The following is a 14,860-nucleotide window of genomic DNA, read 5'->3' as shown; positions in this document are numbered from 1 at the left end:
ACCCATGCACGAGTCCAGGCACGAGGTGGTGGAGAAGGTCCGCAAGGCCTCCGACGTCCTCCGGGAGGAGGCCGTGCCGAGCGACCAGCTGGGCCGGCTGACCGACCGGACCGTCGAGGCCATGAAGGAGACCGGCCTGGTCCGGCTGCTCCAGCCGGTCGAGCACGGCGGCTACGAGGCCACGCTGCCCGACTTCCTCGAGGCCGCGATGACCGTCGGTGCGGCGTCGCCGTCGGCCGGCTGGGTCGCCGGGGTCGTCGGGGTCCACCCGTGGGAGATCGCGATGATGGACCCGCGTCTCCAGGAGGAGATCTGGGGCGAGGACCAGGACACCTGGACGGCCTCGCCGTACGCACCGTTCGGCCGTGCCCGTCGCGTCGACGGCGGCTTCCTCTTCACCGGCCGGTGGCCCTACTCCACCGGCACCGACCACTCCCAGTGGGTGATCCTCGGCGGCATCGTCGTCGACGACCAGACCGGCCAGCCCGGCACGCCCCCGGACATCCGGCACTTCGTGATCCCGCGTGCGGACTACGAGATCGTCGAGGACTCCTGGAATGTCATGGGCCTGCTCGGCACCGGCTCCAAGGACGTGCAGATGACCGACGTCTTCATCCCCGACTACCGCGTGGTCGAGGCTCCGGTGATGCTCGCCGGCGGCTACGAGCACCGGCAGGAGGGCAAGCCGCTCTACCGGCTGAAGTTCCCGCTCGTGTTCTCCGCGGCGATCGGCGCCGCCACCCAGGGCATCGCCCAGGGCGCGCTGGCCGCCTACCGCGACTACCTCGTCACGCGGGTCTCCGCCGACGGCATCGTCGGCCGGACCGACCCCACCCAGCTGACCGTGTACGGCGAGGTCGCGGCCGACATCGCCGCGAGTCGGTGCCACCTGCTGACCTCGGCCGCGGAGCTGCAGGCACACGTCACCCAGGGCGGTGAGATCACCCGCACCCAGCGGCTCACGTTCCGCCGCGACCAGGTGCGCGCCACGCGACGCGCCGCCGATGCCATCGACCGGCTGTTCAAGATCAGCGGCGCGAGCGGCATCCGCACCGACTTCCCCAACGAGCGCTACTGGCGCGACCTGCAGGTCGGCCTGAGCCACATCTGCAACGTCGCCGAGAACGTCTACACCGGCTGGTCCACCAACGACCTCGGCGGCGAGGCCAGCCCGGCCCTGTTCGTCTGACCCCATCCCATCCACACAGGAGCTGCAGCAATGATCACTTCGCTCGCCTACCTCGGGGTCAACTCACCCCGGTCGGAGGACTGGCGCCGCTTCGGGGCCGGGTTCCTCGGCGCCGAGCTCGCCGAGGACGGTCCCGACGGCTCGGTCCGCCTGCGGGTCGACGACGCGCCATGGCGCATCCAGATCCACCCGGCCGCGGAGGACTCCGTCGCCTACTTCGGCTGGGCCGTCGACCACGAGGAGGACCTCGACGTCGTCGTGGAGCGCCTGGCCGCGGCCGGCATCACCGCCGAGCGCGGCTCCGCGGAGCTCGCCGACGCGCGTGCGGTCAACCAACTGGTGTCGTTCACCGACCCGTGGGGATTCCCGCACGAGGTCAGCTGGGGCCAGCACTTCCACCCCGCGACGTTCCGCCCCGGGCGCGCCGTCTCCGGGTTCGTCACCGGCACCCAGGGCCTCGGTCACGTGCTGCTGATGATGCCCGACATCGAGGCCGGCCACCGGTTCTTCCACGACGTGCTGGGCTTCAAGCTCTCGGACAAGATCATCGTCCCGGGCTCGCTCAACGCGCGGTTCTACCACGTCAACGAGCGCCACCACACGCTCGCGCTCGGCCAGTGCCCGCCGGGCGTCGCGGTCTTCAACCACCTGATGCTGCAGATGAAGTCGATCGATGACGTGGGCTCGGCGTACGACATGCTCGACGAGTACGACGTCCCGATCACGCTCACCCTGGGCCGCCACACCAACGACAAGACGTTCAGCTTCTACTGCGCCACACCGTCGCTGTTCAACGTCGAGGTCGGCTACGACGGCATCGAGGTCGGCGCCGACTGGGTGCCCTACACCTACGGAGCCACCGCCATCTGGGGCCACAAGCTCGACCCCGAGGCGAAGAACCGGCCCCCGGGCATCGTGCACCCGCTCGCCGACTGACCACCTCGGTCTCACACCACTGCCCCGGACGTCAGACGTCCGGGGCAGTGGTCGTTCTCGGGTCGGCCCCGGCTGTCGGGTCGTGTGCCTGAGGCCGGTCCATCGACCGCTCTCAGGCACACGACCCACACGGACCGCGAGGACCGCGAGGGGGCCGCGAGGGCTCAGAGCGGGAAGTCGGCCTCGTACCACGCGCGGTACGCCGTGGCCTGCTCCACCCCGCCGCCGGCGAGGTCGCGCTCGACGCAGGAAGCCGCGGCGCGCACCTCGTCGATCCAGCCGCTGACGACGTGGCCGGGTACGCCGGCGGGCAGCTGCGTGGCACGCAGCACGAGCGCCACGCGACCGTCGGGACCGTGGACGGGCACGACGACCGCGCCGACGTCGTAGGTCTCGCCCGGCAGCACGTCGACGTCGTCGAAGAAGTGGCGGGTCTGGGCGAGGACGGCCCGGACCGCGCGCTCGCGGGCCGGGGTGAGCTCGCCGGAGGCGTACTCCGCCAGCGCCTCGTGCAGCCGCTCGTACTCGCTGCGCGCACCGGGTCCGACCATGCTCAGCGCGACGCCGCGCTCTGCGACGGTCGCCAGCCGGGCCCGGTAGCACTCGACCAGGCCCGGGTCGTCCGGGGTGACCTTGGCCAGCCAGCGCTCGACGACGTCGGGGGCGGCGCCGGCGACGTACGCCTCACCGATCGGGGGGATCAGCGGGACCCGCTGGCCCAGCGGCTCGACCATGGTCGCGGTGCCGCCGTACGCGCTCACGACCGTGGTGAGCTCGTCGGGGCTGACCGCGACGAGCGCGGCCGCCTCGCACTCCAGGCGCGCGGCGATCCGTTCGACCTGGGTGCGTGCACGGTCGCCGAGCCTGACCGCGGCGATCAGGTGGGCGTCGGCCTTGGCGGCCATGCCCGCGGGGGAGAAGCCGCCGTACCCGCCCTGGAAGAACAGCAGCGGCGTCGCCGGCCGGGTCACCTCCATCGCGTCCACCGCGCACAGCACGATCCAGTGGTCGCCGGCCTCGACAACCGACTCCTGGCGGCAGTGCACGTGGGCGACGGCGTCGGTGAGCACCGGCGCGCCGTACGCCGAGGGGGACCAGTCGACCTCGTCGAACTTGCCCGGCCGGGGCACCGCCATCGTGCGGCACAGCGCCAGCTGGTCGTGCGCGAGCACGTTGACGCAGAGCGCGTCGGCCAGGGCCAGCCGCTCCCACGTGCGCGAGCCCACCTGGGGCATGAACGTCACGAGCGGCGGGTCGATCGACACGCTGCTGAAGGTGCCGACCACCATCCCGACGGGCTCACCGTCGACGGTGCCGGTCACCACGGCGACGCCGGTGGGGTAGTGCCCCATCACGTCGCGGTACTGGGTCGGGTCGATGACGCTGCGCTGCACGGTCTCCATCCCTGCACGGTGCGCGCGCTCGCGGGCAGGCTCAAGACTGCCATGCCGCACTCCGGCACGCCGGGGGGCACGCGGGGGGCACGCGGGGGGCACGCGGGGGCACGCAGCGAGACCCCGAGCACACGGTTCCGGGGACCGGCACGCATCGCTGGCCCGGGCGGGCCGGCTCCCCGGAGGGTTCGGGCCATGGCCCCACACCTCCTCGCCCGAGAGGCGCAGCTCGACGCCGCGGCGGAGCGGCTCCTCGTCGCCGCCCGCAGCGGGGTGCCGTGCACCCCGGTGCGCGACCTCATCGGCGCCGACGACGTCCAGGCGGCGTACGCCGTGCAGCAGCGCCTGACCGCGATCCGGGTGGCGGGTGGCGCTCGCGTCGTCGGCCGCAAGATCGGCCTGACCTCGCCGGCCGTGCAGGCCCAGCTGGGCGTGGACCAGCCCGACTTCGGGGTGCTCTTCGACGACATGGAGCACCACGGCGGGGACGTCGTGCCGGCCGGCTCAGTGCTGCAGCCGCGCGCCGAGGCGGAGATCGCGTTCGTGCTCGGCGAGGACCTCGCCGAGGGCGATCTCGGGATCGCCCGGGTGCGGGCCGCGGTCGGCCACGCGATGGCGGCGATCGAGATCTGCGGCAGCCGGGTCGCCGGCTGGGACATCAGCTTCGGCGACACCGTCGCCGACAACGCCTCGGCGGGCGCCTACGTGCTCGGACCCGAGCGGGTCCGGCTCGACGCGTTCGAGCCGCGCGAGGCCGTGATGACGATGACGATCGACGGCGAGACCGTCTCCACCGGCTCCGGCGCGGCCTGCCTCGGCGACCCGCTGGCGGCCCTGGCCTGGCTCGCCGCGCGGGCCCGCGAGCTCGGCGACCCGCTGCGCGCCGGCCAGGTCGTCCTCTCCGGCGCCCTCGGCCCGATGCGGCCCATCGCCCCCGGACAGCGGGTGCGCGCCACCATCACCGGCCTCGGTGCGGTGACCTTCACCTACGGGGAGCAGTCATGAGCGGGCGCACCAAGGTCGCGATCATCGGTTCGGGCAACATCGGCACCGACCTGATGATCAAGGTGTTGCGGGGCTCGCAGCACCTCGAGATGGGAGCGATGGTCGGCATCGACCCCGCCTCCGACGGGCTCGCCCGCGCCGCGCGGTTCGGCGTACCGACCACCCACGAGGGCGTCGAGGGGCTGATCTCGATGCCCGGCTTCGAGGACATCGAGATCGTCTTCGACGCCACGTCGGCCGCCGCCCACCGCGCCAACGCCGCGCGGCTGCAGCCGCTCGGCAAGACGATGATCGACCTCACGCCCGCGGCGATCGGGCCGTACGTCGTGCCGGCGGTCAACCTCGAGGACCACCTCGACGCACCCGATCTCAACATGGTCACCTGCGGCGGCCAGGCCACGATCCCGGTGGTCGCGGCCGTGGCCCGCGTCGTCCCGGTCCTCTATGCCGAGATCGTCGCGAGCATCGCCTCCAAGTCGGCCGGGCCGGGCACCCGCGCCAACATCGACGAGTTCACCGAGACCACCTCGCAAGCCATCGTCGAGGTCGGGGGTGCGGCCGCCGGCAAGGCGATCATCATCCTCAACCCCGCGGAGCCGCCACTGATCATGCGGGACACGGTGTTCTGCCTGATCGACACCCCTGACGAGGCCGTGCACGAGGAGGTCCGCGCCAGCATCGAGAAGATGGTGGCCGACGTGTCCGCCTACGTCCCCGGCTACCGGCTCAAGCAGCAGGTCCAGATCGTGCCCGTCCCCGACGACCAACCCGTGCAGACGCTGCTGGCCGACGGCGCGACCAGCCGGCCGACCCACCAGGTGTCGGTGTTCCTCGAGGTCGAGGGCGCCGCGCACTACCTGCCGGCGTACGCCGGGAACCTCGACATCATGACGTCCGCCGGCCTCCAGGTCGCCGAGCGGATCGCGGCCCGGAAGGCGAACGGCTGATGAGCACCCCGATCTTCGTCCAGGACGTCACCCTGCGCGACGGCATGCACGCCGTACGCCACCGGATCACCCCGGCCGACGTCCGGCGCATCGTCGCCGCCCTCGACGAGGCGGGCGTGGACGCGATCGAGGTCGCCCACGGCGACGGCCTGGCTGGCGGCTCGCTCAACTACGGTCCCGGCTCCCACTCCGACTGGGAATGGATCGAGGCCGCGGCCTCGGTGCTGGAGCGGGCCCGGCTCACCACGCTGCTGCTCCCCGGTGTCGGGACGATCCACGAGCTGAAGCGCGCCTACGAGCTCGGCGTCCGGTCGGTCCGGGTCGCGACCCACTGCACCGAGGCCGACGTCTCGGCCCAGCACATCGCGACCGCACGCGAGATCGGCATGGACGTGTCGGGGTTCCTGATGCTGTCGCACATGGCCGGGCCGGAGGAGCTCGCGCAGCAGGCCAAGCTGATGGAGTCCTACGGCGCCCAGTGCGTCTACGTCACCGACTCCGGCGGGCGCTTGACGATGAACGACGTGGCCGCGCGGGTGCGGGCCTATCGCGACGTGCTCGACGACGTCACCGAGATCGGCATCCACGCCCACGAGAACCTCTCGCTCTCGGTCGCCAACTCCGTCGTCGCCGTCGAGAACGGGGTCTACCGGGTCGACGCCTCTCTCGCCGGTCACGGCGCGGGCGCCGGCAACTGCCCGATCGAGCCGTTCGTCGCGGTCGCCGACTTGATGGGCTTCGAGCACGGCTGCGACCTGTTCAAGCTCCAGGACGCCGCCGACGACCTGGTCCGCCCGCTCCAGGACCGGCCGGTCCGCGTCGACCGCGAGACCCTCACGCTCGGGTACGCCGGGGTCTACTCCAGCTTCCTGCGCCACGCCGAGGCCGCGTCCGCGCGCTACGGCGTCGACGTCCGCGACATCCTCACCGAATGCGGTCGGCGCCGGCTCGTCGGCGGCCAGGAGGACATGATCGTCGACATCGCCCTGACCCTCGCCGAGGGTGCTGCCTGAGGAGCTGACGCTCTGTGCCGTGCGTCGAGGCTGAGCTCGTGAGCCCGGGCGTCAGTGCGTTGCGAGCTGTCCGGTGAGGCGTCCGTGGCGATCGGCGCTCGAGGGGTTGAGGCCGACGATGGTGACGGCCTTGCCCTTGCGCGCGTACTTGGTGGTGATCGCGTCGAGCGAGGCGACCGTGGAGGCGTCCCAGATGTGGGAGTCGGTGAGGTCGATGACGATCTGGTCGGGGTCCTCGGCGTACTCGAACTGGGTGTAGAGGTCGTTGGAGGAGGCGAAGAAGAGCTCCCCGGTGACGCGGTAGACCGCGGTTGCGCTGCCGTGCTCGTCCTCCACGAGCTCGCGGTGGGTGTCGGTGAGGTGCGCGACCCGGCGGGCGAAGAGCGTCATCGCGACGAGCACGCCGACCACGACGCCGATCGCCAGGTTGTGGGTGGTCACGGTGACCAGCACGGTGGCGCCCATGACCGCGGTCTCGGACTTCGGCATCCGCCGCAGAGTCCGGAGCTGGACGGAGTGCCAGTCGAAGGTGCCCACCGCCACCATGATCATCACGGCCACCAAGGCGGCCATGGGGATGCGGGCCACGATGTCGCCGAACCCGACGACCAGGACGAGCAGGAAGACGCCGGCGAGGAACGTCGAGATCCGGGTCCGCGCCCCGGACACCTTCACGTTGATCATCGTCTGCCCGATCATCGCGCAGCCGCCCATGCCGCCGAAGAGGCCGGTGACGACGTTCGCCGCGCCTTGACCGAGAGCTTCGCGAGTCTTGTCGGAGTGGGTGTCGGTGATGTCGTCCACGAGCTTGGCGGTCAGCAGTGACTCGAGGATGCCGACCAGCGCCATCGCGAGCGCGTAGGGAGCGACGGTCTGCAGTGTGTCCAGGGTGATCGGCACGTCGGGGACGAACCACGAGGGGAGGCTGTCGGGGAGCTTGCCCTCGTCCCCGACGTCAGGGACGTTGACGGCGGCGACCAGGGTGAATGCGGTCAGGGCCACGATGGCGACCAGCGGGGCCGGGACGACCTTGTTGATCCGTGGGAAGCCGACGATCACGGCGATGCCGACCGCGATCATCGGGTAGACGGCCCAGGGGACGTCGAGCATGTGGTCGATCTGGGCCTCGAAGATGAGGATGGCCAGGGCGTTGACGAACCCGACCATCACCGAGCGGGGGATGAACCGCATCAGCTTCGCGACGCCGGCTGCGGCGAGGACGACCTGGATGACCCCGCCCAGGATCACCGTCGCGATGAGGTAGTCGTAGCCGTGGTCGCGCATCACCGGGGCGATGACGAGCGCGACGGCGCCGGTCGCAGCCGAGATCATTGCGGGGCGACCACCGAGGAACGAGATCGCCACCGCCATCGTGAACGAGGCGAACAGGCCGACGCGGGGGTCGACGCCGGCGATGATCGAGAAGGAGATCGCCTCGGGGATCAGGGCGAGCGCAACCACGAGGCCGGCCAGCACCTCGGTGCGCAGCAGCTTCGGTGAGCGCAGGGCGGCGCGAACACTGTTGTCGGGGACCGCGTGGGCGGCGCCGGAGACGCTGGGGGCGCCGGAGACAGGCGTACTCACAGGAGTGCTCCGTTCGAGGGGGGTGACCCGCCACGTGCACATGGCACGTGGCACGTGCGCGAAGCGCTGGGAGGGGGTCGGGGTGGTCAGGTCTGCGTGCGCCCGGGTTGGTCTCGCGCGCGGCACGTGCGCGACCATGGACGCGTGCCGGCGTCTTCGCCGGCGGAAGTCTGACCCAGACTCTACCCTCACGTGAGGGTAGAGTTGAATTGACGGCGGAAAGGGTAGGCCTCGTGGGCAGCACCCCCGACATCCCCGGCCCGGCCGTCATGCACATCGGCGAGGTCGCCGCGCGCACCGAGCTGTCCATCCGCAGCCTCCGGCACTGGGAAGAGGTCGGCCTCCTCGTGCCGTCGGGCCGGACCGAGGGCGGGTTCCGCCTCTACACCCACGACGACGTCGACAAGATCATGGTCATCCGGCGCATGAAGCCGCTCGGCTTCTCGCTCGAGGAGATGAAGGCCGCTCTGGGCGACATCGAGACCCTCCGCGACGCGGAGGCGCCCGAGACCGACCGGTCCGGCGCCCGCAGCAGGCTCGAGGCCGTGCGGGCCGAGGCAGTCTCCCGCCGGCAGCGCCTCGTGCGGCAGCTCGAGATGGCCGACGAGTTCATCGGGCTCCTCGGTCGCGAGACCCGCTGAGGGAGGGGCCCGCGCCGGCGTCCGCACAACCTGTCCTGGGCAGCTCGGGCACAAGGTCCCTACGACGGCGCGCGTGACGGTTCTACGTTTCAAGCGTGGCTGGTTCAAATCTCGTTGAAGTGTCCGTCGGGACCAACCCTCGCGAGGATGACCGAGCGGCTGCGTTGCTGGCGGTGGTCGCCGACCCGGTGCGGTGGTCGGTGCTGCGGCGTCTCGTCGAGGGGCAGGCCTGCGTGTGCGACCTGCAGGCGCACGCCGACGTCGCGCCGAACCTCCTCTCCTACCACCTCAAGGTGCTGCGCGACGCCGGACTGGTGACCACCTCCCGGCGCGGCCGGTGGATCGACTACCGGCTGGCCGCCGATGCGTCCGCACGGCTCGCCGCTGCTCTTCCGGTCTGAGGTGGGAGGTCGGGCGTGAGCATCGTCGAGCACCTGCCCACCACCGGGCGCGGTCGTGGCGGGATCCTGGCGGGAGCCGCCGTGCTCTGGGCGGCGGCCTACTGGGTCAACGGCGCGTTGTGGGACCGCATCTTCTACGACGTGCTCGGGATGGCGCCGACCGGCCGACTGACCGAGACGCTGCACTTCTTCTTCTTCGACACGATCAAGATCGCCCTGCTGCTGAGCGGCATCATCTTCGTGATCACGATCCTGCGCTCGTACATGAGCGTCGAACGCACGCGCGCGCTCCTCGGCGGGCGCCGTGAAGGCGTCGGGAACGTGCTGGCGGCCGGCCTGGGAGTGATCACCCCGTTCTGCTCGTGCAGCGCGGTCCCGGCGTTCATCGGGTTCGTCGCCGCCGGCGTCCCGCTCGGAGTGACGCTGAGCTTCCTCATCGCCAGTCCGCTCGTCAACGAGATCGCGATCGGCCTGCTGCTGAGCCTCTTCGGGGTGCAGGTCACCGCCCTCTACATCGGCGCCGGGCTCGGCATCGCGATCCTCGCCGGCTGGGTGCTCGGTCGCCTGCGCCTGGAGAGGTGGGTGGAGCCGTTCGTGTTCGAGACCAAGCTCGGTGGTCAGGTCATCGACTCCACGGCCGGGCTCACCTTCAGCCAGCGGATCCAGATGGGCGCGGAGGAGGTCGGTGTCATCGTCGGGAAGATCTGGCCCTACCTGCTGGTCGGGATCGGGCTGGGCGCCGTCATCCACGGGTGGGCACCCGAGGACTTCTTCACCAGGTACGCCGGCACCGACAATCCCTTCGGTGTCGTGGTCGCCGTGATCATCGGTATCCCGCTGTACTCCAATGCGGCCGGGATCCTCCCGCTCGTGGAGGCCCTGCACGACAAGGGCCTGCCGATGGGCACCCTGCTCGCGTTCATGATGGCCGTCGTCGCTCTCTCGCTCCCCGAGATGATCCTGCTCCGCCGCGTCCTCAAGCCGCAGCTGCTCGCCGTCTACATCACCGTCGTCGGCACCGCCATCGTCGCGGTCGGCTACCTGTTCAACGCCGTACTCACCTAGAGCCCCGAGGGGCATCGGAAAGGAAGCTCATCATGATCGTGAAGGTCCTGGGGCCCGGCTGCAAGAACTGCGTCAACCTCGAACGCGTCACCCGTCAGGCCATCGACGACCTCGGCCTGGACGCGACCGTGCAGAAGGTCACCGACTACCCGACCATCGCCGGGTACGGCGTGATGTCGACCCCGGCCCTCGTCGTCGACGAGGTGCTGGTCTCCTCCGGCCGCGTCCCGACGGTCGCCGAGGTGCGGGAGCTGCTCACCACCCCCTGACGGCCCGTCGTTCACGCGCCGTTCCTCGGTCGTTCGCGTCGCCCGCCCTCGCCGAAGACATCGATGTCTGTCACTATCGACGCATGTCGAAGTCTGGTTGCGACCCGAACGATGCGCTCGCGTGCTGCAGCACACCGCTGACGCGTGAGCCGATGACCAGCGGACGGGCGGACAAGGTCGCCCCGTTGCTCCGAGCGCTCGGGGACCCGGTCCGGTTGCGGTTGATGTCGATGGTCGTGTCCCACGAGAACGCCGAGGCCTGCGTGTGCGACCTGCTGCCGGCGTTCGACCTGTCCCAGCCGACGATCAGCCACCACCTCAAGGTGCTCCACGAGACCGGGCTGCTGGACCGGGAGAAGCGCGGTGTCTGGGTGTACTACCAGGCCCGGCCCGAGGCGCTCGAGGCGCTCGCCGGCCTCTTCGTCAGCGACGACCTCGCTGTGCTCGCGTCGGCAGGTGTGCCCGCATGAGCGACCGTTCGACGGGCGCCGTCCACGAGACCGCGGCCGCCCCCGAGGACGTCGCCGTACTGCAGCGCCTGTCCACGCTCGACCGGTTCCTGCCCGTGTGGATCATCGCGGCGATGCTCGCCGGGCTGGTCCTCGGCAGGACGGTCTCGGGCCTCGACGATGCGCTCGCGAAGGTCGAGATCGGCTCGGTGTCCCTGCCGATCGCGATCGGGCTGCTGGTGATGATGTACCCCGTCCTGGCGAAGGTCCGCTACGACGAGCTCGGTCACGTCACCGCCGACAAGCGGCTCCTGGTCACCTCGATCGTGCTGAACTGGATCCTGGGGCCGGCGCTGATGTTCGCCCTCGCGTGGCTGATGCTGCCCGACCTGCCCGAGTACCGCACCGGCCTGATCATCGTCGGCCTGGCCCGGTGCATCGCGATGGTGCTGATCTGGAACGACCTGGCCTGTGGTGACCGTGAGGCGGCCGCCATCCTGGTCGCCATCAACGCGATCTTCCAGATCCTCGCGTTCGCGGCGCTGGGCTACTTCTACCTCGAGGTGCTGCCGGGCTGGCTCGGGCTCGAGGACACCGGCGGTGCCTCCGGTGGGCTCGACGTCTCGGTGTGGGAGATCGCCAAGTCGGTCCTGGTCTTCCTCGGCATCCCGCTGCTCGCCGGGTTCCTGACCCGCACGCTGGGCGAGCGGGCCAAGGGCCGGGAGTGGTACGAGGCGCGCCTGATCCCCGCGATCGGCCCGGTCGCGCTCTACGGCCTGCTGTTCACGATCGTCATCCTGTTCGCCCTCCAGGGCGACACCATCACCAACCAGCCCCTCGACGTGGCGCGCATCGCGTTGCCGCTGCTGGCGTACTTCGCCGTGATGTGGGCCGGCTCGTTCGCCCTCGGCAAGGGGCTCGGGATGAGCTACGAACGCACCACCACCCTCGCGTTCACCGCCGCCGGCAACAACTTCGAGCTCGCGATCGCGGTCGCCATCGGCGTCTTCGGCGTCACCTCCGGCCAGGCCCTCGCCGGCGTCGTCGGACCTCTCATCGAGGTGCCGGTCCTCGTCGGCCTCGTCTACGTCGCCCTCTGGGCGCGCCGTCGCTACTACCCGGCCGTGCCTGCGGCCCCGCAGACCTAGGGAGTCGCCATGCCCGCAGTCGCCGACCCGCCCACCAGCCCGACCCCGCTGTCGCTGCGCACGGACTTCACCGGATGGCACCTTCTCGAGCCCGAACACCTGCTGCACCGCATCGCCGAGGAGCTCAGCCCCGAGTTCGCCGGCGTCTTCGGGCCCGAGACCGTCTACGCGTTCGTCGCCGACGCCTACCAACGCATCGCGGCCGAGGCCCGGATCAAGGCCTACCTGCCGACCCTCACCGCCCAGATCGCCCATCACGCCCTCATCGACCACGCCCGCACCCAGAAGGACATCCCCATGACCACCATCCCCGAGGTCCTCTTCGTCTGCGTCCACAACCAGGGCCGCTCCCAGATGGCCGCCGGGCTGCTGAACAAGCACGCCGCCGGCCGCGTCCACGTCCGCTCCGCGGGCTCGGCCCCGGCGGACACCGTCAACCCGGTCGTCGTCGACGTCATGGCCGAGGTCGGCATCGACATCTCCCAGGAGTTCCCCAAGAAGCTCCTCACCGAGGACGTCGCCGCCTCTGACGTGGTGATCACCATGGGCTGCGGCGACGCCTGCCCGATCTTCCCCGGCAAGCGCTACGAGGACTGGGCGCTCACCGATCCCTCCGGCAAGGGCGTGGACTCCGTGCGCGCCATCCGCGACGAGATCGACGAGCGCGTCCAGAAGCTCCTCGCCGAGCTGCTCGCCGAGTAGCCGCTCGCGCTGTTTGCGCGGTGGCAGAGACTGGCCACCATGCCCAACCGCCTCGCGAGCGCGACCTCGCCGTACCTGCTCCAGCACGCCGACAACCCGGTCGACTGGTGGGAGTGGGGACCGGAGGCGTTCGCGGAGGCGCGCCGCCGCAACGTGCCGGTGCTGCTCAGCGTCGGGTACGCCGCGTGCCACTGGTGCCACGTGATGGCGCACGAGTCGTTCGAGGACGAGGCGACCGCGGCGTACCTCAACGAGCACTTCGTCAGCGTCAAGGTCGACCGTGAGGAGCGACCGGACGTCGACGCGGTCTACATGCAGGCGACCACGGCGATGACCGGGCACGGCGGCTGGCCGATGACCTGCGTGCTCGACCACGAGGGCAGCCCGTTCTTCGCCGGCACCTACTTCCCCGACCAGCCGCGACACGGGCAGCCGGCGTTCCGCCAGGTGCTCGAAGCGCTCACCGACGCCTGGCACACGCGCTCCGACGAGGTACGCCGAGTGGCCGCGTCGCTCCGCGACCACCTCGCGTCCGGCAGCCCCGCCACGGCGGGTGCGCCGATCACGCGTGAGGTGCTCGACGGGGCGGTGCGCACGCTCCGCGGCGAGTTCGACCCGCAGTCGGCCGGGTTCGGCCCCGCCCCGAAGTTCCCGCCGTCGATGGTGCTGGAGTTCCTGCTGCGGCACGGCTCGGCCGAGGCGCTCGAGATGGCTGGTGCGACGCTCGACGCGATGGCCCGCGGCGGCATGTACGACCAGCTCGGCGGCGGCTTCGCGCGCTACTCGGTCGACAACGACTGGGTGGTGCCGCACTTCGAGAAGATGCTCTACGACAACGCGCTGCTGCTGCGGGTCTACGCCGAGTTGGGCACCGACCTCGGCGAGCGGATCGTCCAGGAGGTGGCCGAGTTCCTGGTCACTGAGCTGCAGACGGCCGAGGGTGGCTTCGCCTCCGCGCTGGACGCCGACTCCGAGGGCGCCGAGGGCACCTACTACGTCTGGACCCCGGCGCAGCTGACCGAGGTGCTCGGTCCCGAGGAGGGCCCGTGGGTGGCGCAGCTGTTGGGCGTGACCGAGCAGGGCACGTTCGAGCACGGCACCTCCACGCTGCAGCTGCGTGTCGACCCGCACCCGCGCGAGCTCAGCCGCTGGCTGATGGCCCGGAAGGAGCTGCGCTGGGCGCGGGAGCGTCGCGAGCGGCCCGCCCGTGACGACAAGGTCGTGGCGGCGTGGAACGGGCTCGCGATCAGCGGTCTGTGCCGCGCCTCGACCCTGCTCGACCAGCCGGAGCTCCTCGACGAGGCTGACCGCGCGGCCAGCCTCCTGTGGCGTGTCCACATGGTCGACGGCCGGCTCCGCCGGGTCTCCCGCGACGGCGTCGTCGGCGCGCCCGCCGGTGTGCTCGAGGACCACGGCTGCGTCGCGGCCGGCTTCCTCGACCTGCTGCAGGCGACCGGGGAGCCGGTCTGGCTCGAGCGCGCCGGCGTGCTGCTCGACCTGGTGCTCGAGCACTTCTCGGCCGACGACGGTGGCTTCTTCGACACCGCCGACGACGCCGAGGCCCTGGTCGCCCGGCCCCGCGACCCCTCCGACAACGCCTACCCCTCCGGCCTCTCGTCGGCGGTCCACGCGTTGTCGACGTACGCCGCCCTCACCGGCTCTGGCCGCCACCGCGACGCCGCCGAGGCCGCGCTCGCCTCGGTCGCGACCCTCGCCGAGCGCGCGCCGCGCTTCGCCGGCTGGTCGCTGGCCGCGGCTGAGTCGATGCTCGACGGGCCGGTCGAGATCGCGATCGTGGGGGAGTGGTCGCCCGAGCGGAACGAGCTCGAGGCCCGGGCCCGGCGGCACCCCGGGGCGGTGGTCGTGGTGGCGGACGAGGCGGACGAGGACATCCCGCTGCTGGCCGGTCGCACCGACCTCGACGGCCAGCCGGCGGCGTACGTCTGCCGGCACCTGGTCTGCCAGCGGCCGGTCACCACGGTGGAGGAGCTGGACGCGGCTCTGTCCGGCTGAGCCTGTGGTGTCGGGTCGTGTGCCTGAGCACGGGCCATGGACCGTCGTCAGGCACACGACCCATTCCCCGGCGACCGTCAGCCGGGTACCGTGACAGTCCCACT

At 71.2% G+C, this 14,860-nt stretch carries 15 protein-coding genes; 13 read left to right on the top strand and 2 right to left on the bottom strand.

The window, feature by feature from the left end:
- The first annotated feature begins 4 nt into the window (after nucleotides 1-4).
- Together AC3ANS_RS18130 and AC3ANS_RS18125 are read left to right on the top strand one after the other, a co-directional pair.
- Nucleotides 5-1,189 (top strand): acyl-CoA dehydrogenase family protein, encoded by a 1,185-nt coding sequence (locus AC3ANS_RS18130; protein ID WP_488292974.1) that lies wholly within the window; start codon nucleotides 5-7, stop codon nucleotides 1,187-1,189.
- Nucleotides 1,190-1,219: 30 nt separating this feature from the next.
- On the top strand, nucleotides 1,220-2,125 hold the full coding sequence (locus tag AC3ANS_RS18125) for a VOC family protein (RefSeq protein WP_488292973.1): 906 nt from the start codon (nucleotides 1,220-1,222) through the stop codon (nucleotides 2,123-2,125).
- Nucleotides 2,126-2,289: 164 nt separating this feature from the next.
- On the opposite strand, the gene AC3ANS_RS18120 is transcribed toward AC3ANS_RS18125, so the two are convergent.
- On the bottom strand, nucleotides 2,290-3,528 hold the full coding sequence (locus AC3ANS_RS18120) for a flavin reductase (RefSeq protein WP_488292972.1): 1,239 nt from the start codon (nucleotides 3,526-3,528) through the stop codon (nucleotides 2,290-2,292).
- Nucleotides 3,529-3,714: 186 nt separating this feature from the next.
- Between AC3ANS_RS18120 and AC3ANS_RS18115 the strand changes: the two genes are divergently transcribed.
- The 3 genes from AC3ANS_RS18115 to dmpG are packed head-to-tail and all read left to right on the top strand — an operon-like array spanning nucleotide 3,715 to nucleotide 6,484.
- Complete coding sequence (locus AC3ANS_RS18115) at nucleotides 3,715-4,524, top strand: 2-keto-4-pentenoate hydratase (protein WP_488292971.1); 810 nt, start codon at nucleotides 3,715-3,717, stop codon at nucleotides 4,522-4,524.
- The gene (locus tag AC3ANS_RS18110; RefSeq protein WP_488292970.1) at nucleotides 4,521-5,471 is read left to right on the top strand and encodes an acetaldehyde dehydrogenase (acetylating); all 951 of its coding nucleotides are present in this window, start codon (nucleotides 4,521-4,523) and stop codon (nucleotides 5,469-5,471) included. The genes AC3ANS_RS18115 and AC3ANS_RS18110 overlap by 4 nt, the downstream gene beginning before the upstream one ends.
- Nucleotides 5,471-6,484, top strand: coding sequence for a 4-hydroxy-2-oxovalerate aldolase (gene dmpG, locus AC3ANS_RS18105; RefSeq protein ID WP_488292969.1), 1,014 nt, complete (start codon nucleotides 5,471-5,473; stop codon nucleotides 6,482-6,484). The genes AC3ANS_RS18110 and dmpG overlap by 1 nt, the downstream gene beginning before the upstream one ends.
- Before the next feature lie 51 nt (nucleotides 6,485-6,535).
- Here dmpG and AC3ANS_RS18100 read toward each other — a convergent pair whose 3' ends face one another.
- A complete protein-coding gene (locus AC3ANS_RS18100) occupies nucleotides 6,536-8,068 on the bottom strand; it encodes a SulP family inorganic anion transporter (RefSeq protein ID WP_488292968.1) in 1,533 nt (510 codons plus the stop codon).
- 233 nt (nucleotides 8,069-8,301) lie between these two features.
- Here AC3ANS_RS18100 and AC3ANS_RS18095 point away from each other — a divergent pair, with 233 nt between their 5' ends.
- The 8 genes from AC3ANS_RS18095 (at nucleotide 8,302) to AC3ANS_RS18060 (ending at nucleotide 14,756) form a co-directional block, all read left to right on the top strand.
- Complete coding sequence (locus AC3ANS_RS18095) at nucleotides 8,302-8,709, top strand: MerR family transcriptional regulator (protein WP_488292967.1); 408 nt, start codon at nucleotides 8,302-8,304, stop codon at nucleotides 8,707-8,709.
- A gap of 119 nt (nucleotides 8,710-8,828) precedes the next feature.
- Nucleotides 8,829-9,110 carry an ArsR/SmtB family transcription factor gene (locus AC3ANS_RS18090; RefSeq protein ID WP_488292966.1) on the top strand — a complete coding sequence of 94 codons (282 nt, stop codon included), beginning with the start codon at nucleotides 8,829-8,831 and terminating at the stop codon, nucleotides 9,108-9,110.
- A gap of 15 nt (nucleotides 9,111-9,125) precedes the next feature.
- Nucleotides 9,126-10,175, top strand: a complete 1,050-nt coding sequence (locus AC3ANS_RS18085) for a permease (RefSeq protein WP_488292965.1) — start codon at nucleotides 9,126-9,128, stop codon at nucleotides 10,173-10,175.
- A 32-nt stretch (nucleotides 10,176-10,207) separates the two neighbouring features.
- A complete protein-coding gene (locus AC3ANS_RS18080; RefSeq protein ID WP_488292964.1) occupies nucleotides 10,208-10,444 on the top strand; it encodes a thioredoxin family protein in 237 nt (78 codons plus the stop codon).
- Nucleotides 10,445-10,527: 83 nt separating this feature from the next.
- Nucleotides 10,528-10,914: an ArsR/SmtB family transcription factor gene (locus AC3ANS_RS18075; RefSeq protein WP_488292963.1), complete on the top strand. Its 387-nt coding sequence runs from the start codon at nucleotides 10,528-10,530 to the stop codon at nucleotides 10,912-10,914.
- Entirely contained in the window at nucleotides 10,911-12,041 is a 1,131-nt protein-coding gene (arsB, locus tag AC3ANS_RS18070) for an ACR3 family arsenite efflux transporter (RefSeq protein WP_488292962.1), read from the top strand. Before AC3ANS_RS18075 ends, arsB begins: the two co-directional genes overlap by 4 nt.
- A 9-nt stretch (nucleotides 12,042-12,050) precedes the next feature.
- Nucleotides 12,051-12,743, top strand: coding sequence for an arsenate reductase/protein-tyrosine-phosphatase family protein (locus AC3ANS_RS18065; RefSeq protein WP_488292961.1), 693 nt, complete (start codon nucleotides 12,051-12,053; stop codon nucleotides 12,741-12,743).
- Between the two features lie 39 nt (nucleotides 12,744-12,782).
- Nucleotides 12,783-14,756 (top strand): thioredoxin domain-containing protein, encoded by a 1,974-nt coding sequence (locus AC3ANS_RS18060; RefSeq protein ID WP_488292960.1) that lies wholly within the window; start codon nucleotides 12,783-12,785, stop codon nucleotides 14,754-14,756.
- Nucleotides 14,757-14,860 lie beyond the last annotated feature (104 nt).

It is taken from the genome of Nocardia sp. 149-1B, from assembly GCF_057747975.1.
Note: the sequence above shows the minus strand (reverse complement) of the source record. Positions and strands in the feature narration are given on the sequence as shown.